26 protein-coding genes are annotated in these 24,124 nt (G+C 60.0%); 17 read left to right on the top strand and 9 right to left on the bottom strand.

The genetic code is table 11. The features are described from left to right. Positions 1–183 precede the first annotated feature (183 nt). The 4 genes from MPJ51_RS17575 to MPJ51_RS17560 are packed head-to-tail and all read left to right on the top strand — an operon-like array spanning position 184 to position 3,263. Positions 184–777, top strand: a complete 594-nt coding sequence (locus MPJ51_RS17575) for a TetR/AcrR family transcriptional regulator (RefSeq protein ID WP_298389338.1) — start codon at positions 184–186, stop codon at positions 775–777. Then, positions 774–1,025: a hypothetical protein gene (locus tag MPJ51_RS17570; RefSeq protein WP_298389336.1), complete on the top strand. Its 252-nt coding sequence runs from the start codon at positions 774–776 to the stop codon at positions 1,023–1,025. Before MPJ51_RS17575 ends, MPJ51_RS17570 begins: the two co-directional genes overlap by 4 nt. Before the next feature lie 22 nt (positions 1,026–1,047). After that, positions 1,048–2,202: an SRPBCC family protein gene (locus tag MPJ51_RS17565; RefSeq protein ID WP_298389334.1), complete on the top strand. Its 1,155-nt coding sequence runs from the start codon at positions 1,048–1,050 to the stop codon at positions 2,200–2,202. Beyond that, positions 2,199–3,263 carry a 2Fe-2S iron-sulfur cluster-binding protein gene (locus MPJ51_RS17560; RefSeq protein WP_298389332.1) on the top strand — a complete coding sequence of 355 codons (1,065 nt, stop codon included), beginning with the start codon at positions 2,199–2,201 and terminating at the stop codon, positions 3,261–3,263. Before MPJ51_RS17565 ends, MPJ51_RS17560 begins: the two co-directional genes overlap by 4 nt. A gap of 55 nt (positions 3,264–3,318) precedes the next feature. Here the strand turns inward: MPJ51_RS17560 and MPJ51_RS17555 are convergent, their stop codons facing one another. Continuing rightward, on the bottom strand, positions 3,319–5,376 hold the full coding sequence (locus MPJ51_RS17555) for an adenylate/guanylate cyclase domain-containing protein (protein WP_298389330.1): 2,058 nt from the start codon (positions 5,374–5,376) through the stop codon (positions 3,319–3,321). 456 nt (positions 5,377–5,832) lie between these two features. Here MPJ51_RS17555 and MPJ51_RS17550 point away from each other — a divergent pair, with 456 nt between their 5' ends. The 5 genes from MPJ51_RS17550 to MPJ51_RS17530 are packed head-to-tail and all read left to right on the top strand — an operon-like array spanning position 5,833 to position 8,804. Further along, complete coding sequence (locus MPJ51_RS17550) at positions 5,833–6,264, top strand: hypothetical protein (RefSeq protein WP_298389328.1); 432 nt, start codon at positions 5,833–5,835, stop codon at positions 6,262–6,264. Continuing rightward, complete coding sequence (locus MPJ51_RS17545) at positions 6,261–6,938, top strand: MotA/TolQ/ExbB proton channel family protein (protein ID WP_298389326.1); 678 nt, start codon at positions 6,261–6,263, stop codon at positions 6,936–6,938. Before MPJ51_RS17550 ends, MPJ51_RS17545 begins: the two co-directional genes overlap by 4 nt. Next, positions 6,931–7,296 carry a biopolymer transporter ExbD gene (locus MPJ51_RS17540; protein WP_298389324.1) on the top strand — a complete coding sequence of 122 codons (366 nt, stop codon included), beginning with the start codon at positions 6,931–6,933 and terminating at the stop codon, positions 7,294–7,296. Before MPJ51_RS17545 ends, MPJ51_RS17540 begins: the two co-directional genes overlap by 8 nt. Positions 7,297–7,299: 3 nt before the next feature. After that, positions 7,300–7,677, top strand: a complete 378-nt coding sequence (locus MPJ51_RS17535; RefSeq protein ID WP_298389322.1) for a biopolymer transporter ExbD — start codon at positions 7,300–7,302, stop codon at positions 7,675–7,677. Beyond that, entirely contained in the window at positions 7,674–8,804 is a 1,131-nt protein-coding gene (locus MPJ51_RS17530) for a TonB family protein (RefSeq protein ID WP_298389320.1), read from the top strand. The genes MPJ51_RS17535 and MPJ51_RS17530 overlap by 4 nt, the downstream gene beginning before the upstream one ends. A gap of 76 nt (positions 8,805–8,880) precedes the next feature. Here the strand turns inward: MPJ51_RS17530 and MPJ51_RS17525 are convergent, their stop codons facing one another. Together MPJ51_RS17525 and MPJ51_RS17520 are read right to left on the bottom strand one after the other, a co-directional pair. Continuing rightward, complete coding sequence (locus tag MPJ51_RS17525) at positions 8,881–9,087, bottom strand: helix-turn-helix transcriptional regulator (protein ID WP_298389317.1); 207 nt, start codon at positions 9,085–9,087, stop codon at positions 8,881–8,883. A 9-nt stretch (positions 9,088–9,096) separates the two neighbouring features. Beyond that, on the bottom strand, positions 9,097–9,600 hold the full coding sequence (locus tag MPJ51_RS17520) for a hypothetical protein (RefSeq protein WP_298389316.1): 504 nt from the start codon (positions 9,598–9,600) through the stop codon (positions 9,097–9,099). Positions 9,601–9,755: 155 nt separating this feature from the next. Between MPJ51_RS17520 and MPJ51_RS17515 the strand changes: the two genes are divergently transcribed. Both MPJ51_RS17515 and MPJ51_RS17510 read left to right on the top strand, forming a co-directional pair. Beyond that, positions 9,756–10,115 (top strand): glycine zipper family protein, encoded by a 360-nt coding sequence (locus tag MPJ51_RS17515; protein ID WP_298389314.1) that lies wholly within the window; start codon positions 9,756–9,758, stop codon positions 10,113–10,115. Between the two features lie 38 nt (positions 10,116–10,153). Then, positions 10,154–10,789, top strand: coding sequence for an alpha/beta hydrolase (locus tag MPJ51_RS17510; protein WP_298389312.1), 636 nt, complete (start codon positions 10,154–10,156; stop codon positions 10,787–10,789). Between the two features lie 110 nt (positions 10,790–10,899). On the opposite strand, the gene MPJ51_RS17505 is transcribed toward MPJ51_RS17510, so the two are convergent. From MPJ51_RS17505 to MPJ51_RS17480, 6 genes are all read right to left on the bottom strand, one after another. Beyond that, the gene (locus MPJ51_RS17505; RefSeq protein WP_298389310.1) at positions 10,900–11,595 is read right to left on the bottom strand and encodes an ABC transporter ATP-binding protein; all 696 of its coding nucleotides are present in this window, start codon (positions 11,593–11,595) and stop codon (positions 10,900–10,902) included. After that, positions 11,582–12,307, bottom strand: coding sequence for an ABC transporter ATP-binding protein (locus MPJ51_RS17500; RefSeq protein WP_298389344.1), 726 nt, complete (start codon positions 12,305–12,307; stop codon positions 11,582–11,584). Before MPJ51_RS17500 ends, MPJ51_RS17505 begins: the two co-directional genes overlap by 14 nt. Beyond that, a complete protein-coding gene (locus tag MPJ51_RS17495) occupies positions 12,304–13,248 on the bottom strand; it encodes a branched-chain amino acid ABC transporter permease (protein WP_298389308.1) in 945 nt (314 codons plus the stop codon). Before MPJ51_RS17495 ends, MPJ51_RS17500 begins: the two co-directional genes overlap by 4 nt. A 4-nt stretch (positions 13,249–13,252) precedes the next feature. Continuing rightward, positions 13,253–14,170, bottom strand: coding sequence for a branched-chain amino acid ABC transporter permease (locus MPJ51_RS17490; protein WP_298389306.1), 918 nt, complete (start codon positions 14,168–14,170; stop codon positions 13,253–13,255). Between the two features lie 114 nt (positions 14,171–14,284). Further along, positions 14,285–15,577, bottom strand: a complete 1,293-nt coding sequence (locus MPJ51_RS17485; protein WP_298389342.1) for an ABC transporter substrate-binding protein — start codon at positions 15,575–15,577, stop codon at positions 14,285–14,287. 85 nt (positions 15,578–15,662) lie between these two features. Continuing rightward, a complete protein-coding gene (locus tag MPJ51_RS17480; protein WP_298389304.1) occupies positions 15,663–17,051 on the bottom strand; it encodes a hypothetical protein in 1,389 nt (462 codons plus the stop codon). Positions 17,052–17,139: 88 nt separating this feature from the next. Here MPJ51_RS17480 and MPJ51_RS17475 point away from each other — a divergent pair, with 88 nt between their 5' ends. The 6 genes from MPJ51_RS17475 to MPJ51_RS17450 form a co-directional block, all read left to right on the top strand. Beyond that, positions 17,140–17,913 carry a hypothetical protein gene (locus MPJ51_RS17475; RefSeq protein ID WP_298389302.1) on the top strand — a complete coding sequence of 258 codons (774 nt, stop codon included), beginning with the start codon at positions 17,140–17,142 and terminating at the stop codon, positions 17,911–17,913. Between the two features lie 146 nt (positions 17,914–18,059). Beyond that, positions 18,060–18,896 carry a xanthine dehydrogenase family protein subunit M gene (locus tag MPJ51_RS17470; RefSeq protein ID WP_298389300.1) on the top strand — a complete coding sequence of 279 codons (837 nt, stop codon included), beginning with the start codon at positions 18,060–18,062 and terminating at the stop codon, positions 18,894–18,896. Then, positions 18,889–21,645 carry a molybdopterin cofactor-binding domain-containing protein gene (locus MPJ51_RS17465; protein WP_298389298.1) on the top strand — a complete coding sequence of 919 codons (2,757 nt, stop codon included), beginning with the start codon at positions 18,889–18,891 and terminating at the stop codon, positions 21,643–21,645. Before MPJ51_RS17470 ends, MPJ51_RS17465 begins: the two co-directional genes overlap by 8 nt. Further along, positions 21,626–23,122, top strand: coding sequence for a 6-hydroxynicotinate reductase (locus tag MPJ51_RS17460; protein ID WP_298389296.1), 1,497 nt, complete (start codon positions 21,626–21,628; stop codon positions 23,120–23,122). Before MPJ51_RS17465 ends, MPJ51_RS17460 begins: the two co-directional genes overlap by 20 nt. 1 nt (position 23,123) lies before the next feature. After that, on the top strand, positions 23,124–23,987 hold the full coding sequence (locus MPJ51_RS17455; RefSeq protein WP_298389294.1) for a UPF0280 family protein: 864 nt from the start codon (positions 23,124–23,126) through the stop codon (positions 23,985–23,987). Further along, positions 23,980–24,124 (top strand): amino acid synthesis family protein (locus MPJ51_RS17450; RefSeq protein ID WP_298389340.1); only part of this gene is annotated, 145 nt, incomplete at its 3' end. The genes MPJ51_RS17455 and MPJ51_RS17450, both read left to right, overlap by 8 nt.

The following is a 24,124-nucleotide window of genomic DNA, read 5'->3' as shown; positions in this document are numbered from 1 at the left end:
TGCCAGCCCATCAGGGCAGCGGTTTGGTGGCGCAGGCAAAGGCGAGTCTGTGAAATATAAATTGTCATTATTGACAACATAAGGATGTCGCGTTAAATGCTGTCAACAATGACAGCAAAGGTGACCTGATGCGACCCAACATAACTTTCAAAAGGATGCCGTCTGTTGGCGGATGGGGCTAGCATGGTTGGACGTCCCTCAACCCGAGATGAGCGTTATGTGCAGGTCATGCAGGCGCTGGTGCGTTGTGTGGCGCGGTTTGGGCTGGAGGGTGCCTCTTTGACGCAAATCGCGGCCGAGGCCGGGCTGACGCGCCCGCTGATCCGGCATCACCTGGGCAACCGGGATGAGATGATTGCGGCGCTGCAGGATTACGTTCTGCAAAGCTTTGCCGATCAGACCCAAGCGTTGGTCGCGGCCTTGCCCAAAGACGCGGCCGGGCCGACCCTGATTGATCTTCTGTTTTCCGACACAACCGGCTCTTCCCCCGACATGGTGCTTGCTTTCGCAGCACTGACGGCGCGGGCTGCCGAAGATGCAGACCTGCGAACCGCCTGCCGCGCCTCTCTGCTGGAATTCGAGGCCGCAATCCGCGGAGCTCTGGGCCAAGCCTATCCTCAAGCCGACGATCGCAGGGTCGATGCCGCGGCCCATGGAATTGTCGCGCTGTATCTGAATGTGGCGTCTCTGGCGCCTTTGGACATGCCGCAGGAATGGGCGCAGACCGCGCGCACCCTGGCGTGCAAGCTGTTGGCAGAATTGGAAAGTGATGCATGAGACAGGCGCGTTCGCTCAACTACATCGCGTTTGCGGCGCTGATGATTTCCACGGCGCTTGGGTTTCAGTCGCTCTGGGGGCTGCTGTTTCTCTATTGGTCGGTCCAAAGTTATCACACCGGCCATGCGTTTTTGCTGTCCGAGGTCACTCGGGCGCAAGATCCCGTTCTGTATTGGCTGATCCAGTTGGCCTGGATCGTCTTTGGTGTCCTGCTGGTGATGGCCGATCTTCTGCCCGGCTGGGGCTGAAACATTTCTGAGGAGCGCTCAAATGACCCGAATGCTGCACCTTTTGCCTGTCGAAGCCTACACCTCGCAGCGCTGGTTTGACCGCGAAATGCGGAACATCTTTTCGAAAACCTGGCGCTATGCAGGGTTCATGGAGGATGTCAGCGAACCCGGTCAGTACATCACCGTACAAGCCGGGCTGAACAACATCTTCGTGGTGATGGGCCGCGACCGTCGCCTGCGCGCCTTCCACAATATCTGCCGCCACCGGGGCACGCAGCTTATCCGCGCGGTGGGCAAGACGCAAAAGGCGCTGACCTGCCCTTATCATGACTGGACCTATGATCTGGAAGGCAACCTGATCTCGGTGCCCGAAGAGCATGAGGAATTTGGTCAGGTGGACAAGTCCTGTCTGGGCTTGAAACCGGCCAAAGTCGATATCTGGAAATCGATGATCTTTGTTCACCCCGACCCCGACGCGCCTTCGGTCGCTGAATGGTTCGGACCGGCAGAGCCGCATATCGGCCCGCATGTTCCCGAAGAACTGGTCGAGTACAAAGAGCTGAACACCAGCTATGAGATCAAGGCCAACTGGAAGGTGGTGGTTGAGAACTACATCGACGTCTACCACCTGAGCCATCTGCATTCGAACACATTGCAGATGTATGACCACAAGGCGGCGAAATACCATTGGGAAGGCCCGCATTATATGTTCTGGGAACCGCCGGTCGAGGCGTTCCTGAAGGATCAGGAAAGCAAATTGATTGCGCCGCGCGTGATCCCCGAAGACATGAATGGCGCCTGGGTTCCAATGCTGTTTCCCGGGGTCGGGCTGGCCGGGTCCGAGGATGGCTGGAACATCTTCATCATCGACCCCCTTGGCCCCGAACTGACCCGGGTCCGCAACCGGGGGCGGGTGTCGAACAGTTCGGGGTGGGAATTTGCCAAGCAATCGATGAAATCCTCGATGTTCTGGACCAAGTTCGGCCTCAGCGGAAAGTACGAAAAGCATGACGCCATGGGGGATGACGACCCGATGGTCGCGGGTGATTTCACGGGCGAGGATATCTATGCCTGCGAACAGCAGCAGAAATCCCTGAAGTCCCCCTATTTCGAAACCGGCCCTGCGGCCATTGGCGAAAGCCCCGTGCTCGATCATCAAAAGGTTGTTCTGGACTGGTTGGGAGAGGCCAAATGAGCGCGCGCGATTTTCATCCGTTGACCGTTCTGAATACCCGCGAGGAACTTGGGGGCCTGGCAAAGACGATCATGTTCGACGTGCCCGACGGGCTGCGCGAAACCTTTGCCTGGCGGCCCGGTCAGCACCTGTCGTTTCGCTTTACCATAGACGGAGAGGAGCAGCGCCGCAGCTATTCTATCTCCTCCTCGCCCTTTACGGATCAGCCGTTGCGGATCACGGTGAAGCGGGTTCGAAACGGGGTGGTCAGCAACCATATTAATGATAGCGTGAAAAAGGGTGACGTGATCGACGTGATGCCACCCTTTGGCGGGTTTTGCCTTGACCCCGGCGCAACGGCGCGCCGGACACATTACTTCTTTGGCGCGGGGTCAGGTATCACGCCGCTCTATGCGATGCTTGGTTCGGTCATGGCGGCCGAGCCCAACTCATTTGCGCATCTGGTCTATGGCAATACCGATGAGACATCCATTTTACTGTCGGACGAGTTGAATGCCGTTTGGGAGATGAACCCGGATAGAATGACCCTCCATCATATCTTCTCGAAACCGGGTTTCTGGTCCTCGGCGGAGTATTGGCGCAAAGGCATCATCGACAGACCCGCGATTGAGGCGCTGATTGCCGAAAACCCGCCCTATGCACAGGACACGCAATATTATGTTTGTGGTCCGGGCGGGATGAACCAGGCAGTCAAGGCCGCGTTGATGTCACTGGATGTTCCGGTGTCCCGTATTCACATGGAAAGCTATGGTGGCATGGCTGACATTGACACCGGAATTGAAGGCATGGCTGCGACGGCCCAGGTCACTTTGGACGGCGCGCGCCATTCCATTGCTGTGGCCAAGGGGCAAACGATTCTGGACGCTGCCAAATCCGCGGGCCTGAAACCGCCCTTCTCTTGTCAATCCGGGGTTTGTGGTGCCTGCCGCGCCAAGCTGATCAAAGGCGATGTCCAAATGCGCGCCCGTATGGCGCTTGAGGATGCGGATATTGCAAAAGGGGCGATCCTGACCTGCCAGTCGCTGCCGGTGACGGACACTCTGTCGCTCAGCTATGACTGAAGAGCTCATGCGCGACGAGCCAATAGTAAAGCCGTTTGATTGCGGGTCGCGCGCATCACTTCGTATCCGCGATCGCAACACCTGCCCAATCGGCGGGGGGCGGTTCGGTATGGAAATCCAAAGCGCGCTTTTTCATGATTGCCGAGACCGGATCACCGCCGCGCATCTTTTCCGCCGTCTGAAAGGCCGACGCCGCCCTGTCAAACTCTTTGCGGCGATAATGGGCAAGCCCTTTTTCATAGGTTTCGATCCAGTCGGTTGACCCTTTAAACTCACCGGTCATCGCGATCAGTTCATAGATGACCAGCCCCTCGGTCCGGCCAAAGACTGCAAGCGTATCCAGTTCCCGGACGACAATAGTGTCACCCGCCGCCTTCCGGGTTGCGGGTCCGATCAGGATTGAGGTGCCATATGCCTTGTTGGCCCCTTCCAGACGGCTGGCGACATTCACAACATCGCCGATCGCCGTGTAGTTCAGCCGTTGATCCGAACCGATATTGCCGACCAGCGCCTCGCCGGTGTTCAGGCCCAGCCGGATGCGCAGGGGTTGGCCGTTATCATCCCGGATGTCAGCGGCGGCAACGGCGGCGACAAGGTCCAGGGCGGCGCGGCACGCGTTTTCGGCATGGTCGGGATCTTGGCGCGGTGCCCCCCAGAACGCCATGACGGCGTCCCCCATGAATTTGTCGATTGTGCCGTCGTGCCGCGCGATGGCGGATGATGCGGCGCTGAAAAACGGCTCCATCAGTTGCACGATTCTGGGGCCGAGCTTTTCGGACAGCCCGGTGAAGCCTGCAACATCGCAGAACAGGACTGAAATCAGCTTCACTTCGCCGCCCGGTTGCGTGTTGATGCCCTCGGCCACCAGATTGCGCACAAGATCGGTCGGGACATATTTGCGGAAGGCCGACAGGCCGGCGGCCATGTTTGCAGTCGCCGCAGACAGGTTTGCAAGTTCCGACAGGTTGGACGGGCGACGTTCAATCTGTTCCACATCAAAGCGTTCGACCTTGTTCAGGTCCTCGACAATGCGCGCCAGCGGGTTTGAAACCACGGATCGCACCAGCCAGATCGCCACCCCTGTGGCCACGATCACGACGCCGATCAGAACGTAAATCAAATTCACCAGAGTCTTGTCTATCCCGGACAGAAACGCGGATTCCGGGATCACCGTGGCGACACGCCAGCCGTAAAACCCAAGCGGAGTAAGCGCCACGGCATAGGGTACATCGTGATCGACAATCCGGATGGTCGAATTGGCGGTCGCCCGGTCGGCATTTTCACCCAGCAGGGCATCTCCGGCCAGCTTGGCGACCTCGTACAGGTGGCCTTCCCCCATCCGTGCCGGAGTGATTTCATCCGCGTTCGGATCAGGAACGGCGATGACATGCCCATCGGCGTCCAGAATAAATGCGGCACCGAATTCACCGGGCCGCAGAGTTCCAAGAAAACGTGACAACCGGTCGGTTTCGATGACGACGGCAAGAACACCCTGCCGTCTGCGATTGACATCTATGGGGCCTGCGAAGGCGTAAGCTGCCTTTTGGCTGCCGGGCAGGCTGTCGGCCTCGATCCAGTCGGGGGCGTCGCGGTCGATGAAGTTTCGAAACCACGCCTGATCACGGGGGTCGTAGGCAGTTGACGTGAACTCCCGTTCTTCGAACTGAATGTCGCCGGGGATAAAGATATATCTGTCCCTGCGCAGCATCCGGTCCCGGATCTCATCATCGATTTCAATCATCTCAAGGCCGCTGTCACCAAGGCGGTGGGCCGCGAAGAAATCCCCGTCCGGCCAGCCAAACAAAATCCACGAGATATTAGGCTGGGCCTGCAATTGCGACAGGAACACAAATTCCCGCTTGTCAGCCTGACGCGTGGTTATGACATTCTGGACAAAGGTCGTGCGCACGGCTGCCCAGGCCGCCTCGGCCGAGCGCAGCGTCAAACCGACCTCAATACGGACGGTATTCGCGATCTGGCTGTTGATCTCCGCCGCCAGCATGCGGCTGTTTTCGCGTGCTGTCGTCCACCACAGCGAATGGACCACGAATGTTGCCAGCCCAATCGAAAGGGCAACCAGCATTGTCACAGCGATCCCCACGCTGACGCGCATGTAAACTCCCAACCGGCGATAAGTGCCTGCGTTGCAAGTCTAGATTGTCAATTGGAGGATGGGAAACACTTTGTAGTGATCGATTCAAAGGCGGAAGACCGTAACCTTCAGAAGCTGGGCATGGGCTGCAATCGACCCAAACGCGGGAAGCACCCAATATTTGCCCCGATGCTCACATGTTTAGGAAAACCTGCCTTAAACTGCGTATCAAGGCGCTGTGGGGTTGGTCTTGCCGCACAGGCCCAGGGGCGGGGATTAAGCACAGAAATGTGAAGCTGTGCAAGTTTGCCGCCCAAACGTCGCGAGGGACGTAGGCCTATCGCAGATGGGCCAATCAGCCTGATTGAAAGACGCCCCGGCTTTTCTTTGAGCAAAAGTCATTTACTGTGCCGGGGGACGTGATTTTTTCGCCCCCAGCGCCTATCTGGTGACTAACCCTAACAACGGAGCCTGCCAATGTCGTTTCGCCTCGCGCTTGTCGCGGTTTTTGCAGGTTTGCTTCCGGTCGGGACGCAAGCGCAATCTGTTCAGGACGCGCCGTCCTCTCTCTTTGTGGAACTGAACACTGTAGAGGATATCGATGGAGGGTGCCGATTTACCTTCGTCGCCCGGAATGGCACGGGGCAGGCGATTGACACCGCAATGTTCGAAGCGGTCGTATTCGACAGCTCGGATCGTGTTGCCACCCTTTCCCTTTTCAACTTTCGCGAGCTGCCTGTCGACCGGGTGCGGGTACGTCAGTTTAGGATACCCGATCTGAGTTGCAGTAACGTGGGTCAGGTGTTGATCAACGGGGTCAACAGATGTGTTGTCGGCGGCGCCGAAAGCGAAATTTGCAGCGATGCCCTGTCGTTGAGCAGCCGGACAGAGATGGAGCTTTTGGGATGAACGCGGTGAATGCACTTCGTGAATTTCTGGCCCTTGGCGGGCCTGTGGTTGCGATCCTGATTGTCATGTCGGTGCTGACGTTGGCGGTCACGCTTTACAAGCTTTGGCAGTTTGCAGCCTGTGGCGTTGGGCGGCACCGGGTCCTGTCCGATGCCCTGACCGCCTGGGATGCGGGTGACCGGGATGGTGCGCGCATGCGTCTTGCCAAAAGCAGCAGCTATCTTGCGCCCATCGTCGGGGCGGCAATGGACGCGCCGGACATGCCCGATCTGGATGACCGGCTGGATGCCGAGGCCGGATTGGCCTTGGCGGGGCTGGAACGGGGGTTTCGCCTGCTCGACACCATCGCGCAGGTTGCCCCTTTGCTGGGATTGTTCGGAACGGTTCTCGGAATGATCGAAGCGTTCCAGAGCTTGCAGACAGCGGGCACATCGGTCGATCCGTCGCTCTTGGCGGGCGGGATCTGGGTCGCACTGGTCACCACCGCGGTTGGCCTGGCCGTGGCGATGCCGACCTCAATGATCCTGTCCTGGTTCGAAAGCCGCACCGCGCGTGAACGGGTGTTTGCGGACAAGGCGCTGCGGACGGTTCTGGTCCCCGGTCAGCCCGGCTTGAATGCGACAATGGTCCGGGGGGCTGCGGCTGCGCCTGAGGCCACGCCAGAACATGCGTAACACCGCGCCCTTTGTCCGTCGCCCGATGTCGATGACGTCGCTTATCGACGTGATCTTTCTGCTTTTGCTGTTTTTCATGCTGTCCTCGACCTTTTCAAGATTTGCCGAGATCGAACTGACAAGTTCAGCGACCGGGGGTCAGGCGACAGGCGAGGTATTGGAACGGCTTTTCGTGCAGCTTGGTACAGACCGGGTTGTGCTGAATGGCAAACCCTCAACGCTGGAGGATCTGACAACGCAGCTGGAAACCGGCCAGGTTCTGGTCAGCCTTGACGCGGATGTATCGGCACAGCGCGTTGTGGACCTTTTGGCCCGGCTGCGGGGGCGGGACGGTCTAACCGTCACCGTGCTGGAATAGATCATGATCCGGTACGCTCAAATTCGGCGCAAACGGGATTCGACCATTCCGATGATCAACGTCATCTTCCTGATGCTGATCTTCTTTCTGATCGCGGGTACGGTGGCCCCGCCGCTGGACCCTGAGCTGGAGCTTGTGGACACGTCGCAACTGGATGGCCGTGACCCGCCGGATGCGCTGGTGTTGCGAGAGGATGGGACATTGAGTTTTCGCGGTGCACCAACCGATCCCGAGACGTTCATGGCCAGCCATGACGCGGGGCCGGTGCGGATTGTTCCCGACCGGAACGCTTCCGGCCCGCGCCTGATCGAGGTCACCGGCACGCTGCGGCGCTTGGGTGCGACGTCGGTGTTCCTTGTGACCGCACAGGCGTTTGAATGATCCGGGGGTCCGTATTCGTTGCGGTCGCAGCCATCCTGCTGTCGCTGTCGCTGCATCTTCTCGGGTTCAGCATGACGTCGCCTGTGTCCGAGCCGCAGGCGGCTGACAGTGGGGCGTCTGATGCAGTTGAGCTGAGCACCGCCTTTGAAGACTTCGCCGAACCCGCGCCCGAGCCCGAAGAGCCGGAAGCCGCCGAAGTCCCTGAACCTCCGGTCGAGACACCGACCGAGCCTGAACCGGCGGAAATTCCCACCAGCAGGGCAGAGGTGGCGTCGTCCGACCCGCAGCGCGTTTTTGCCCCGGACACTGGGGCGGCGGCTGTCATTCAACCCGAAGTGCCCGAGGAACCGGTCCCCGAAGCCACAGACCAACAGGAGGATGACGGCGGCGCAAGCGATGATCAGACGGCGACGCCGCCGGTCGAACCGGACACGGTGGCCGAACTCCCCGAAGGTGACCCTGATGCCGGTGCCGAGCCGGTTGAGCCCACCGCTGCCGAAACGCCGGAACCTGAACTGCTCGCCGCCCTGCCTGCCCCCGAAATCATAGAGCCCCTGCCAGAGAGCGACCCGATCACGCCTGACATCCCCGATGCAACCAGTGATGAGGACGCCGATATTCCTGAACCTGAACCCGAAACGGAGGCGTCTGAACAGGCGGTTGTGGCCTCAATCCGCCCGCGCCTGCCTGATCGTCGGCCAAATCCGGCCCCGCAGGGTGTTCTGGAGGGGGCTGATACCTTCGAAAACCTGCGCTTTCCTCAGCAGGTCGTCGACTCGCCCCTGACCCTGTATCGACGTCAGGGTGTCGATGTGTTCAGGCACGCGGACAGCGGCAGTTCGTCTGGTGGGCGTGGCCCCGGAAACTCGAATGTTACAAACTACGCCGGTAAGGTTCTGGTTCATCTGAACCGGGCCCCTCCGGTCTTTGTCTCGGCCCGCGGGTTTGCGAGAATTTTCTTTGAAATCAACCCCGATGGCTCCTTGGCCTGGGTCGATGTCACTGACAGCTCAGGCTCTCCCGAGGTTGACCGCGCCGCCAAACGGCAGGTTCAGAACGCCGCGCCTTTCCCGCTGCCGCCGGGTGGCGTCAGTCGCAAGCTGTCATTCGTTTATCGTAGTGGTTAATGCGCTTGAACTGAAGGACTGCACCAGCGGGGATCGCGGTTAGCCGCTGGCGGTTAAGGGGGCATGCGGCAGGGGCTCAGTCCGGCTGATACTCAAGAATGTCGCCGGGCTGGCAATCCAGATACTCGCAGATTGCGTTCAGCGTGGAAAAGCGGATGCCTTTGACCTTTCCCGACTTCAAAAGGCTCAGATTCGTTTCGGACAGGTCAATGGCACTGGCCAATTCGCGCGAGGTCATCTTGCGCTTGACCAGCTCCATATCCAGGTTGATCACAATCGCCATACGCCCACCCTACAGGAATTGACTGTTTTCTTCCTCGACCGCTTCCGCGCGTTCGAGGGTTTTTCCGATCGACAGGAACGTCAGTGACATCACGAAGAATATGGTCTCGAACCCCAATGGCACATTGGCCGCGGATTCGTTTTCAGTTGCCCAGTACCAGCTGATGAAATGCGGGAAGACAAAAAACAGCAGCGTGCTGCCGAACCAAAAACCGATGCCTCCGAACGCGCTGCGTTTCAGCATCCGCCCGACCGAGGCAAAGCTGAACGCCTTCATGCGAATGACCTGATGCAAGGGCCAGAAGACCAGCACAACACAGGCCCATGTGGCCACCGCCGTCACTGCAATGACGCTGCGCGCCCATATCGGCAGGTCCAGCGTTGACGGGTCCATTTCAAGGAAATCCTGCACCATCTCGCTGTCGGCGGAAATGGCGTCGCCCAGCAAAAACAGCATGTCAAACCCCAAAACCGCAATGACGGCCAGCATGGCTACATCCACGATCAGTTTCATGTTCCCTCCAATCGAACGTCGTATTCCATTTAGGGCATCCGGTTTCCACATGCAAATCGCCTTTCGTACAATCTTTTACGAAAAACATAAAAAACTACTTGCAAAACGATTATGATGTTTTTAGATCGTCAACAGGACAACAAGAGGACCCACACATGGAAAAGATTGGATTGACCGCTTTGGCTCTGCTGGCTGTGTCCGCTTGCACGCCGCCTGTGCAGCGGGATCTGACGGTTGATGGCACCAGAAACGCCAATTACGGGACGGATTTGTTTCAATGCCGCACTTTGGCCGAAAACTACGACAATGGCGTCGTAAAGGATGGCGCGGGCTATGGTGCGGTGGTTGGTGGTGTCGCCGGTGCTATCGAGGGCGGAAGCCTGGAAGGGGCCATCGCGGGGGCGGTGATCGGAACCGGGCTGGGCGCTGCCGACGCATCGATTGCCCTCAGCTATGAACGCAGAAACGTCCTGATCCGCTGCATGCAGGGCCGGGGCCATCGGGTCGTCGGCTGAGGCGCGCCATTTTCCAAGTTTACAGGAGCAGATAGGCAATGGATTTCAAATTGTGGACCCTGACTGCGCTTGTCGTATTGGGCGCCTGCGCCCAGTATGACGATCTATCCGTCCATCGTGCGGAGAACAGTCTTGTCGTGACCGGTGTGATCGACGCCGAGACCGAATATTTTCTGAGAGAAGCCGCTGCGGCAAACCCCGGGGCCAAGCAGTTGGTTCTGCATGATATTCCCGGGTCGGTGGATGACGAAAACTCTCTGGTCGGCCTCAGCCGGTTTGTGCGTGACAGCAATTTGACAACGGTCGTTCCGGCAACCGGGATGGTTGCGTCGGGCGGGACGGATCTGGCGCTTATGGGCCGTAACCGCATCATCGAACCGGGGGCCTGTGTCGGCGTCCATACCTGGGCAGCCGGGGGCCTGTTCGGTTTCGAAACCGGCGCCGAGCTGCCCCGCGACGATCCAGCCCATCAACTATACCTGCAGTTCTACCGTGACATGGGCATTGATGAGGAGTTCTATTGGTTCACCCTTGAGGCCGCAGGGGCCGACACCATCTATTGGATGAGCGAGGACGAGATCAATCGCTTTGATCTCAGCACCATACCCGTCAAGGGCAGCCCGGCCGAAACGGCTGCGCAGCGCGATCAGAGATGTTCCGCCCGCCTTGGGTAGGTCATGTTGAAAACGCGCGTTGGGGATGCAGGATACGCATCCCCGCATGTGCAGCAGATATTCGTCCGTTACTTGCAGCGCGCGCGTTGCTGATCAGCACCACGCAGCCTTCAGACCCCCAGATAATGATGCAGCTTGGCCGGATCGCTGCGCAGGGATGCCGCGCTTAAGGTTTCTGCATTCCGGCCATTTTCGATGAACGCCACCTGATCGGCAACGGACAAAACCGCATCGACGCGCTGTTCGACCAGTATCACGGCCAACCCCTCCGCTTTCATCTGGACAATCACATTTCGGATCAGATCGACCATCGAAGGTTGCAGCCCTTCGGTCGGCTCATCCAGCAGCAGCACCTTGGGCTCAAGGCAAAGTGCCCGGGCGATGGCCAGCATTTGCTGCTCACCCCCGGATAGCGTGCTGGCCTGCTGGCTCAGCCGTTCACGCAGGCGGGGGAACATGTCCAACACCTTTTCACGCGTGCCCTTGCCGCTGTTGCAGGGCATCAGGCCCATTTCGATGTTTTCGGCGACGGTCAGTTCGGGGAACAACCTGCGGCCTTGGGGGACATAGCCAATGCGATGTCTGGGCACCTCGTGGGCGGGCAGGGCGCCGATGTCGGTGTCTGCCAGGGTGATGCGGCCTTGGGTCAGCGGCAGCAGCCCCATGATGGTCTTCATCACCGTCGTTTTTCCCGCGCCATTGCGACCCAGCAGGCAGAGGATTTCGCCCGGCCGGGCCTCAAGATTGATGCCGAACAGCACCTTGACGCTGCCATAGCCCGAATGAATGTCCTCAATCCTCAGCATGGCTGGTCCCCAGATAGGCGGCCTGAACTGCCGGGTTGTTCTGGATCTGCTGAGGCGTTCCGTTGGCCAGAATCTCACCGAAATTCAAAACGGTGATTGCTTCGGCTGTGCGCATCACCACGTCCATGTTGTGTTCGATCAGCAGGATTGTCGTGCTGCCTTTCAGGTCGTTGATCAGATCGACGAATTCCGTCACCTCGGATTCGGCCAGCCCCTGCGTCGGTTCATCCAGAATAAACAGCTTGGGGTCTTGGCCCAGCCCCATCGCAATCTCAAGTATCCGTTGATGCCCATAGCTGAGATCACCCGCAACCTGATCTGCGCGGTCCAGCAGGCCGACACGGTCAAGCACATGATCCACCCGATCCATGACCTGTGCCTCGGTCCGCGACCCGTCGCGGCGCACGGCGAGGGCAACGTTTTCCCGCACCGGCAGGTTGGCGAAAACCGAGGTGATCTGAAACGTATAGGCGATCCCCAGGGCAATGCGCTTATGCGCGGGCAGGGCGCTGATGTCCTTGCCTTCAAAGAAAACCTGACCGCTGGTGGCCGGGATGCGCCCGCACAACATGCCGACAAAGGTCGATTTGCCAGCCCCGTTGGGTCCGATCAGGGCCATGGTCTGCCCTTCGGGCAACAGAAAATCGACATTTGTATTCGCTTTGATCCCACCAAAGGTTTTTGTCAGCGCGCGGGTTTCCAGAAGGGTCATGGCAGCCATGGAAACACCCTTTTGCGCAGCTCTCCGGCCAGCCCTTGCGGCGCAAACAGGCACAGGATCAGCAGCGCGACCCCGGCCACCAGCATATAGGCGTCGGTGAAAGAACTTGAGATGTCGATCAGGTAATACATGAACAGCACGCCCAAAAGCGGACCGATCGTCGTGCCGGCACCACCCAACAGCACCCATAACAGCGGAAAGATCGAATATTGGACGCTGGCAAAGGTCGCGCCCACATATCCAAAAAGCAGCGCATAGGCCATGCCACCAATACCCGCTAGGGTTCCCGACAAAAGCACGGCAACATATTTCAGCCGGTGCGTGTCATAGCCCAGCATCATCGCGCGTTCCTCATTCTCTCGAACCGCGATCAGGGCGCGCCCGAATGAGGATTTCACAAGCGCCGCCATCGCCAGAAGGGTGACCGAGAACAGAAGCAGGGCGGCCCAGAACCGGGCAGTTTCATCGGACAGATCAACGCCAAAAAGGGCGCGTTTGGCGGTATTTATGACAAACCCCTCATCCCCGCGTGTGATACTGCCGAAATAGAGCACCGTCAGATAGCCCGCCTGCGCGAACATCAATGTGACGATCATGAAGGCGACCTCTTTGGTGCGCAGGGCCAGAAACCCGACCACCAGCGACACGGTGAAGGCGGTTGCCAGTCCGATCAGCAGCGCCAGCCCGGTCGGCAACCCGCCTTGCTGGACGGACAGCCCAAACCCGTACATCCCGGCGGCGAAGAACAGCGCATGGCCCAGGCTGAGCAAGCCGGTATAGCCAAACAGCATGTTGTATCCCATGGCATAAACGGCCAGCACCATGACCCGGGACAGAACGCCCACGTGATACTGTGGCAGGATGAAAAACGCCGCTGCCAGCAGCGCGATCAGGCACAGATGCAGGGCGTAGGATTTGCTCTTTCCGGTCATGCGGCTATTTCCCCATCAGGCCGCGCGGGCGGAAGACCAGCACCATAGCCACGGCCAGCGTCGCGATGATTTTGGCCAGCGTGGGTGAGAAAAACACCGATATGATACCGTCCGTCATGCCAATCAGCACGGCGGCAATCACGGTTCCCGGCAGGCTGCCCAACCCGCCAATGATCACCACGATGAAGGACAGCAGCAGGGGATCGAATCCCATCAGGTAGTGAGCCTGTTGCACTGGTACGACCAGAACCGCGCCCACTGCGGCCAGCGCAGCGCCCAGACCGAATACATAGGCAAAGACCTTGTCCACGGGCACGCCAAAAGCCTGCGCCGTTTCCCGGTCCTGTTGGGTGGCCCGCATGATCAGACCGAATTTGGTGCGGGTCATCAGCAACCAGACCCCGGCCAGAACCACTGCGGCCGCAAAGATGATGAACAGTTTGTAGCTGGTGATGCCCAACCCCCAAGGCCAGTAGATTTCAAACCCGGCATCGGTGAATTCGAACCAGGGGATGGCGATGACCTGATTGAACGGGGGCGCCACCGGTCGGGCATCGGGGCCGAAGGTCATCAGCGTGCCCTGTTGCAGGATATAGAGTATCCCGATTGTGGCCACGATGGTGCGTTCCGGGTTGTAGTCGATCCGTTGCAGGATCAGCCGATCCAATCCGGCAGCCAATGTGCCGACCAGAAGGGGCGCAATCAGGATCGCGGCGACAAATCCCAGCGCCGGATGCGTGCCCAGAAACTGCGAGATATACCAGGCGAACACCGCGCCCAGCATGAAGAACTCGCCATGTGCCACGTTCACCACGCGCATGACGCCGAACACGATGCTCAGCCCGATGGCCGTCAGGGACAGGATGGCGGCGGTCACCGCGCCTTCAAGGGACGCAAGGATCAGGTGTGGGCCAAACTCCACTTGGGGCACCTCGGACAGTTCGCCATCGAAATTGCGCTGGTCTGGTCGGGGACCAGCGCAGGGGCAGGGATTGGAAGGGGTCAGAGGCGGCCTCGGCACCGCCTCGGACAGTGATCAGAAGGATTGGGATGTGTAGTCGACCTCGTCCTCATAGAACGTGTCTTCGATGGAGGTACGGTGTACCCGTTCTAACGTCCCGTTCTTGAGCTGGGTGATGTTCTGGTGGCCAAAGACCTGATGGGTCTTGCCGTTGAACACCTTGTCACCCTGCGGATGGTCGTCCGACAGGGGCATATCTGTCATACCCTCGACGGCTTCGATCAAGGCGGTGCGGTCATCCGGACCCTGATAGCCGGACGCCTCCATTCCCGCTTTCATGACGGCCAGCGTTTCCCAAACGCCGAACATATGGGCATAGGTCGACACGTCCCGCGGATCGTCCACCGACGCGCCTTTGGCATCGACACCCACAGCCGCGCGATAAGCGTCTTCGTGCGGGGTCTGGTCGGGTTGGGCGTGGCGCGCCATGCCTTCCCAGAAATACGAGCCATCCAGGAATTCCAGCCCCGGGCTGGTGATGTCCACCGCCTCAAGACTGTCGATAAACCCGAACAGCGCCGGTCCGCGGCCGCCAAAGAACTCGCCCATTTCGCGGACAAAGGTCAGAACGGCGGGGCCGACCATGACGTGATAGACCACTTCGGTCTCGCGCGGGATGCTGGGGAAGTACTTGGTAAAGCTGGTCTCAGTTGGCGGAATGGCGATTTTCTGGATCACTTCGCCGCCTTGCGCGGCAATCGCCTCGCTGAAGAAATCGCGGTGATCGTGGCCGAATGCAAAGTCGGGATAGATCATTGTGACCTTCTTGCCCACATTGTCGGCAATGAATGGCGCCATTGAGATCACCTGACTTTTCACATCGGTGATGCCCGGCTGCAGCGTGTAGCGGTTCAGGATGCCGCTGGCCACGTGATGGCCTTCGGACACCACGAAATAGGGCATTTTCAGCTCACCCGCGCGCGGGGCCGAGCCGATGACCACATGGCTGAACAGCGGGCCGAACACCGCGTCGGTGTTGTGGAGTGATGAGAACCGTTCCAACACCTCGGCGCCCCGGCGCGGGTCGGTGCCGTCGTCTTCGGCAATCATCTCGACCTCGCGCCCGTTGATGCCGCCGGATGCATTGATCCGATCTACGGCAGCGGTTGCAACACGTTCATACCAGCGGCCATAGGCTGATCCGATCCCGGTTCGGTGTACCTGAAACCCCAGCTTGATTGGTCCGCTGCCTTGCGCATGTGCCATCCGGGCGACCCCCGGCAGCACTGATGTGGAACCGGCCAATCCCGCAGCAGCCCCAAGCGTTCCAAGCATAGTGCGTCGGCTGATCTTCGTATCACGGTCGATCTTTCTCTCTGTCACCAGTCTTCTCCCTGTTGCGGTTATTTTCTCTTCAGCTTGTTGGCATACTAACAATATGTCCAGTGTTTATTCAGATGCCACGCGGTGCTGCTAACAGCCATAACCCGAAAAAGGTATAGGCGATCATGAAGGCGGCGATCGGAATCTGGCTTAGAATGGCCCTACGCGTATTGGCGAACACATCCAGCGCCACGTGATGGGCCACCATCACCGCCAGAATATGCCCGGCGACAACGATAGAGGCCTGGGTCAGCCAAATGGCCTTTACACTGTCCGGGGTGTTCAGAAATCCGGTGGTCACGCGTATCTGCCCCAGCCCAAACAGGTTGCTGCCATTGGCCAGCGGGTCTCCGATTGCGGCCAGAAGGTATTGGCCATCCACCAGAAATGTAATCAGAAAATGGGACATATGATAGGCCAGAGCGATGGGCAAGACAGTTGGCGCAAACCGTCGGATCAAGGTTCCAACGCCAACGGTTTGCTTTGCGGTCGCGTCCATATTTGCCAGTTTTTCACCCAGCCACATTGTTGCAGCAAAAACGGCAATCAGGCCGATGCACGACGCGCCAAGCCCAACCAGCGAAGACGAAATCACATAGGATCTGCCGGGGAATTCAAGCGGGTTGATCCCGATCAGACCAAGCCACCAGAAGGTCTCTTTCAGCCCGTCGAAGCTGCCGACACCCAGAATGACAATTGAGAACAACGCCAATGACAAGGGCATCGGCGTGGTCGACAGCAAGTCCCATCCCGGCAGTCCAACCGCCCGTTTTCGGCTATGTCCAAGGCAGCCAACCCGCGACATCAGGTCAAACAGGATGGAAAAAGCCTCGCCCCTTGTCATCCAGCAGGTTGCGCCGAATGCGATCATGGCCAGCAGGGTGAATACCCAGTAGAGCAGCACGATGGCCGCAAGTCGGTCGGGGTCCAGCGGTGCGGGGTCGGCAATGTAGAAACAGCAGAATGCGGCAAAGATTGCGAGGCCCGGCCATGCCCCCAGACGCTGGGGCAGGGAGAGCAAGCCTGAATGGTCCCGCCCGAACAGAACCGTGTAAAACCCGGTCCATGGGTTCAGGTACCGCCACAAATTCGTTGTCAGCCCAATGGTCGAAAACAGGATGATCCAGAATCCCACCCAGATGACCAAAGGGAACAGATTGGTCAAAGGATCGCGCGGCCCCGAGAAACCCACATAAACCAGTGCGAAAAACACCGCCATTGACACAAGGCTTGTCACGTCGGCGATCCAGGCTGGACCCTCAGAGCCGGGCAAAGCCAAAGGCCGAAAGATGCGGGCAACCAGTGCCTTAGGAGTGACCGAGATCAGAATGATCGAGGCAATAACAGCCAACACGCCGGAGGTGATATAGAAATCGGTCGGCAACAGCAGGGCAAGGCCTTGTTCCGATACATGGGCTGTGGCTTGCGAGGCTGAAACAAGTAACAAGATTACTGCCACGGCACATCCCGGGTTGCTCAACTTCATCCTGTATGTCCTTGCACCCGAAAACTGGTAGCATCCTAGCCAACCGGTTCGGAGAATAACAATGCGCCGTTATGTATTGATCATTTTTGTTTTGCTTGGTGCAGGGTTTTTGACCTTTTTTGCGCGGTCCGCTTTGAATCAGCCTGATCCGATATTGTTAAGTGCGGCCAAGGCGGTGCCGGTCCCGGGGCAACCCGATGTGCTGCATATTTACCTGACGATGGAAAATGGCGCGTCCCCAAACCGGTTGCTGACGGCTGCGTCGGTCGAAGCTGCGCAGGCAAGGCTGGTCGGCGCCGTGCAGGGTGACATCGTTTTGCCCGCGCATAGCTCACCCAGCTTGTCGAGCGACGGTGTCTATCTTGAGGTGTCCGGCGTTGAAGGGCCATTGGAGGAAGGACGATTGGTTCCGATCTCGCTTGAATTCGCCCCCTCGGGTCGTGTCGCGACCCGGGCCCTGATCGGCGCGCCTGCCGATCCGCATGCGATGCATGTCATGCAAAACCCGGACGGGCATCCGCAAAGTGATCCCGTTCCCGAAATTTCAATGGTGGTGTCCCCAAATGCCGATGACGGCTGGGACGTAACGCTGCAAACGGCTCATTTCACCTTTGCGCCCGAGGTGCCCGACCCCATCCACGTGCCGGGTGAGGGGCATGGGCATCTGTACCTCAACGGTCTCAAGCTGCAGCGTATGTATTCGGACACGGCCTCTATTGGTGCCCTGCCACCGGGGCGACATCACGTTGAGGTGACGCTCAATACCAATACGCATCAGGAATACAGGTCCGAGACCGGCCCGGTGGTGGCACGCGCGATTATTGAGGTGGAGTAATTTGTCAAAGCGCAGTGCCGTGCAAACGGATGATTTTTGTTTCGGGCGAGCGGCCCCCAAAAAGCCCCGGATTGTTGACAGGGCGGGATGACCAGCTAATATCATTGGTACACTAACGTTTTCTGTTTTCCGACCGGAGCGTATCTGTGAGCTATCACTTGCCAACAGATCTGGAAGAGACCCTGATCCTCAGATCCAAAGCCCCGAGCCAGGTGGTCGCGGGATGCACGGATTACTTTCCGGCAAAGCAACAGGGGCAGGGCGGCCTTGATATCGTTGATATCTCTCGGGTGGCCCAGCTGTCCGGCATCGACCATGCGGATGGTCATTGGCGGATCGGGGCGACGACGCGCTGGTCCGATATTGCCAGGGCCGACCTTCCGCCCTGTTTCGATGGCCTGAGGGCCGCGGCGCGCGAGGTTGGCAGCATTCAGATCCAGAATCTGGGCACGATCGGCGGCAATCTGTGCAATGCCTCCCCGGCGGCGGATGCGGTGCCGCCCTTGCTGACGCTTGAGGCCGGTGTCGAACTGCGCTCGGTCCGGGGTGTGCGGGAATTGCCGCTGGATCAGTTTGTGACTGGCAACCGGAAAACCGCGCTGGCGGATGACGAAGTGCTGACGGCTGTGATCATCCGCAATCCGCCAACCGATGCGGGCAGCGCGTTTCAGAAACTCGGGGCGCGGCGATATCTGGTCATTTCCATCGTCATGACGGCGGCGCTGATACGGTTGGATCGCAACGGGCGCATTGATCTGGCGCGGCTTGCCGTTGGCGCCTGCTCCGCCACAGCCCGCCGGTTGCCGGGGTTGGAACAGACCCTCATCGGGCAATCCCTGGCTGATGTGAACATCGACAGCAGCGACCTGAAGGACCTGAGCCCGATAGATGACATTCGCGGGACCGCAGATTACCGGCTGGAGGCCGCCGCCGAGCAATGCATGCGCGCGATCCGGGACGCAGCGGGGTGTGCCCGTGAATAAGTTCATCAGCGCCCCTGTCACCAAATTCCATCTGAACGGCAAAGAGGTCGCAGTCGAGCTGCCGCCCGGTGAACGACTGTCCAACGTGTTGCGCAACCGTCTGGATGCGCGGGACGTCAAGGTCGGCTGCGATGCGGGTGATTGTGGCGCGTGCACCGTTCTGGTCGATGGTGACCCGGTCTGCGCCTGTCTGATGCCCGTTGGGCAGGCAGAGGGGCGGCAGATTGAAACCCTGACAGGGTTGTTCGACAAGGATGGTCTTGCCGAAGCCCTTGCCGAAAGCTTTCAGAACAAGGGCGCGGCGCAATGCGGTATCTGCACGCCGGGCATGCTCGTGTCGGCGGCTGCCTTGTTGCGCGATACACCCTCCCCCACCGCCAGTCAGGTGCAGGATGCGCTGGGCGGGGTTCTGTGCCGCTGCACCGGGTATCGCAAGATCATTGATGCGGTTGTCTCGGTTGGCTCGGAACGTGAACCCCTTGATCCGTCGGGACATATCGGAACCAGCATCCGGCGGCTGGACGGGCGGGGCAAGCTGACGGGATCGGAGAAATTCGGCGACGATGTTGCGCCCGTCGGGACGCTGGAGATGCTGATCATCCGCTCGCCTTTTGCGCGGGCGGATTTCCAGTTCGGCCCGCTGGATCGCGTGCCGCAGGATCACCCGGGGATCGTGGCCGTTCTGACCGCCGCTGACATTCCGGGAAAAAACGCGTTTGGCGTCATCCCCGATTTCATCGATCAGCCGGTTTTTGCCACAACCCAAACCCGGTTCCGGGGCGAAGCGGTTGCCGCCGTGATCGGCGACCCGGATACGATCAGGGCTTATGATCCGGGTCAGTTCCCGGTCGAATGGCAGGAATTGCCAGCCGCCGAAGATGCTGCGGCGGCAATGTCCGCCGACGCCCCGCAACTGCACGGCGATCGGCCCGGCAACATCATGTGCCGGGGGGTGGTGGCCTGCGGTGATGCCAAAGCGGCACTGGCCGGGGCTGATGTGGTGGTCGAGGGCCGCTTTCGATCCGGCTATGTCGAACATGCCTATATCGAGCCCGAGGCCGGATATGCGGAAATCGTGGATGGCCGTCTGGAAATTCACGCCTGCACGCAGGCGCCGGTGATGGATCTGGACTCGCTTGCGCCCATTCTGGGCCTGGCGCGCGACCGGATACGGATGATCCCCACGGCGGTTGGGGGCGGGTTTGGATCGAAACTGGACCTGTCCGTGCAGCCATATCTTGCCCTGGGCGCGCTGAAAACCGGCAGACCGGTGCGGCTAGCCTATTCGCGGACCGAGTCGATGCAATCGACGACCAAACGCCACCCCTCGGACATCACGGTGAAAATCGGTGTGACCCGGGACGGGGTGCTCAGGGGAATGGAGTTCGAAGGCGTCTTCAACACCGGCGCATATGCCAGTTGGGGCCCGACCGTGTCGAACCGGGTGCCGGTTCATGCTTCGGGGCCTTATTTCCTGCGGGACTACAGCGCGACCGCCTTGGGCGTGTATACGAACGGCCCGCCCTCGGGGGCGTTTCGCGGGTTCGGGGTGCCGCAGGCCGCGATTGCGCAGGAATGTTTGTTTGACGAACTGGCGGACAGGCTGGGGATGGACCGGCTAGAGTTTCGCATCCGCAACGCGCTGGACAACAACATGCCAACCGTTTGCGGCCAGACCTTCGCGCAGGGGGTCGGCATCAAACATTGTCTGCAAGCCCTGCGCCCGACCTGGGAGGCCGAGAAGGCCGCCATTGCCGCGTTCAACGCATCCAACAGCAGGGTCAAGCGGGGTGTCGGTGTGGCCGCTGGTTGGTATGGCTGCGGCAATACCTCTCTGCCCAACCCGTCAACGATCAAGGCTGGTGTGCGTGCCGATGGGACGGTGGTGCTGCATCAGGGCGCGATGGATATCGGGCAGGGGGCCAACACGGTCATCACGCAGATCTTTGCCACGGCCCTTGGCGTGCCGGTGGGCAAGATCACTCTCATCGGCGGCGACACGGACATCACGCCGGATGCGGGCAAAACCTCTGCGTCCCGACAGACTTTCGTGTCCGGCAACGCCGCCCGTCTTGCCGCAGAGGCCCTGCGGGCGAAAATCCTGGAACGCGTGAATGCCAGCGCGGATGCAGTGTTGGATTTCAGAGATGGCTGCATTGAGGTGCGCGATCAGGAGGGGCGGCATGACATAGACCTCTCGGCCCTCGCGCCGGAGGACGGGTATGTGTTCAGCGCATCGGGCACCTATGATCCGCCGACAAAACCACTGGATGAAAACGGCCAGGGCGAACCCTATGCCCAGTTCGGCTATGCCGCGCATCTGGCCGTGGTCGAGGTCGATCTGACTATGGGCACCGTCAAACCGCTGAAATTCGTGGCCGCCCATGATGTGGGCAAAGCGATCAACCCGCTGCTTGTCGAAGGGCAGGTTCATGGCGGGATTGCCCAAGGGTTGGGCATGGCGCTGATGGAGGAATACATCCCAGGTCGCACTGAAAACCTGCATGATTACCTGATCCCCACCATCGGCGACATTCCCCCGATTGACACGATCATCGTCGAAGAGCCCGACGCCCACGGCCCCTATGGTGCCAAGGGTTTGGGAGAGCACGCGCTGATCCCCACCGCGCCTGCCTTGCTGAACGCGATCCGGGATGCCTGTGGGGTGCGCCCCGCCCGCCTGCCCGCAACGCCGTCCCAGATGCGGGCGGCCATCAAGGACCGGATGGATGAAACAGCCCCGACCTAAGCCTGAGAAAATCCGCTGCGATGCTTGCCCGGTGCTCTGCTATATTGCCGATGGCCGGTCCGGTGCTTGTGATCGATACGCAAATCATCAGGGTGAGCTGGTGCGTCTGGATGCGCTGACGATCATCGAAACAACGGACGCCAAAGTTGTGCCCTTTCTGGCCGAGAATCCGCACCCCCAGGATTGGGACGGCAACATCGTCCAGCAATCCCGCCCCTTTGTGACAGCGGTCGGGGCAGGGACCACCTATCCTGATTACAAACCCGCGCCCTTCATCGTCAGCCAGCAGATTGACGATGTCGATATGGTGACGGTGGTGACCGAGGGCATCTTTTCCTATTGCGGCGTAAAGGTGAAAATCGACACCGACCGGCATATCGGCCATGAGCGCGACGTGGTGCGTGTCGATGGTGAGCCGATCGGGCATGTGATGACCAGCGAATACGGCTCCAAGATGCTGTCGCTGGGCGGGGTCGAGCATCTGACCGGCGGCACCAAGAAAGAAGGCCGCGTGACCTGCGATGCGCTTCTGCGGCTGTGCAATCGCGACGCGGTCGACATGATGGTGGGCGAGGGTGAGGATGCAACCTCGGTCGTTGTTCAAGCCGGAAAGCCCCCCATCATCAACGGTGTCGAGGAACGTCTGATGCGCGTCGGCTGCGGCTCGGCCGCGATTGGCATGTTTGCGAAGCAATGGTTTGAACATGTGGATGAGGTTGTGGTCGTCGATGACCACATCACCGGTGTTCTCAGCGAACATCAGGCGGGCAAGATGCTGGACGTGCCGCCAACGGGCATCCGCGTGAAAGGCCGCCGCTCGACCCCCGGGCGGTACTTTCAGGTGGCCGAGCCCGGCACGGGTTGGGGTGGGACGGACATTCAGGACCCGCTGGTGATCCTCGATGCGTTCAAACCCGAAATTGCGTGGCCGGGGCTGCACCTGCTGATGATCTCCACCACCGGCGAGCAATATGCGTATTATGAGCTGGATGCGGAGCTGACCCCTCAGACGGCGGACATCCCGCCCGCCCTGAAAGCCTCGGCCGAGCGGGTGTCGGAGAATTGCGAGCCCTCGGTGTGTTCGGTGCTGTTCATGGGCGGGGCAGGGGGGTCGCTGCGCGCCGGGGTGACGGAAAACCCTGTCCGCCTGACCAAATCCGTCAAAGAGGCTCTGACTTATGTGTCCTGCGGCGGGGCGCAGGCGTATGTCTGGCCCGGTGGCGGCATCACCGTGATGGTGGATGTGCTGGATATGCCAACGAACTCATTCGGTTACGTCCCGACACCTGCCTTGGTCGCGCCCATCGAGTTCACCATGCGGGTGCAGGATTACGGGACCTTGGGCGGATATGTCGACGAAATCTCTCCGGTCGAGGATGTGATTTCCGAACAGGCCCGCCGCGTCGATCAGATCGAAGGACAGCCCGACCCGATGGCGCGGAGCAATTACCGCTGGAAAAGTGGGGGGAGCGCCTGAGATGGGCCCGGTTGCAGCCCTTTTGCCGTGCGGCGAACGCCTGCACCTGCAACACGGGCCGATTGACCTGATCATTGGGGCGGACACGGATCGGGCCGCAGCATTTGCAGCGACGGAACGGCGGTTCGAAACTGTGTTGCAAGGGCTGGTCGATGAATTGCCCGTCTTGCAAGCGCCGCTTCATCCGAACACCCCGTTGCCCACAGGTCCGGAGGCGCAACGCATGTTTTGGGCGGCGCGGCCTTTCTCTGCCGAGTTCGTCACTCCCATGGCCGCCGTTGCGGGTGCCGTGGCGGATGAGGTCTTGGCCGCGATGCTGGCGGCTACAAAGCCAGAGCGCGCCTACGTTAACAACGGTGGCGATATCGCTATCGATCTGCCCCCAGCCGGGCGGTTCACGCTGGCCATGTCCACCCCGGACGGGCAGGACCTTGGCCGCATTTCGGTCTCCGGCGGATCGGGCGTCAAGGGCATTGCCACATCCGGGTTCGGCGGGCGCAGCCTGTCTATGGGGATCGCGGACAGTGTCACGGTGCTGGCCAAAGATGCGGCCACGGCAGATGTAGCGGCGACCCTGATTGCCAATGCGGTCGATCTGCCAGGGCACCGGGCAATCCGGCGCAGTCCGGCAAATCAGGTGCGCGATGACAGCGATCTGGGCGCGCGCCCGGTCGTGGTTGGCTGCGGGCCGCTTGCGCCTGTCGAGATTGGGCAGGCCTTGGACAACGGCCTGCGCAGGGCAGATCAGATGCTGCACGACGGCCTGATCCTTGGCGCCGCCCTGTTTCTGCGCGGACACCATCGAACGTTTGGTACATGTGACCTTCAACTGCAAAACCAAGAACAGGGATTGAAAATTGCCTGACGTCAAACTGAGAAAAACCATCACATCCCGGGAAGAAATCTTCCACGAGGGCGGCCCGGTCGCCTCCGATCCCGTATGCCGTGCCTCGGTGCTGGCGATCATTCATAACCCGTTCGCCGGGCGGTATGAGCCTGATA

Origin of the sequence: Ruegeria sp., from assembly GCF_028066395.1 — a bacterium.
In the GTDB taxonomy this organism is placed as follows: Bacteria; Pseudomonadota; Alphaproteobacteria; order Rhodobacterales; family Rhodobacteraceae; genus Ruegeria.
The sequence above is the reverse complement of the archived record's forward strand: the minus strand, read 5'-3'. Positions and strand labels throughout refer to the sequence as shown.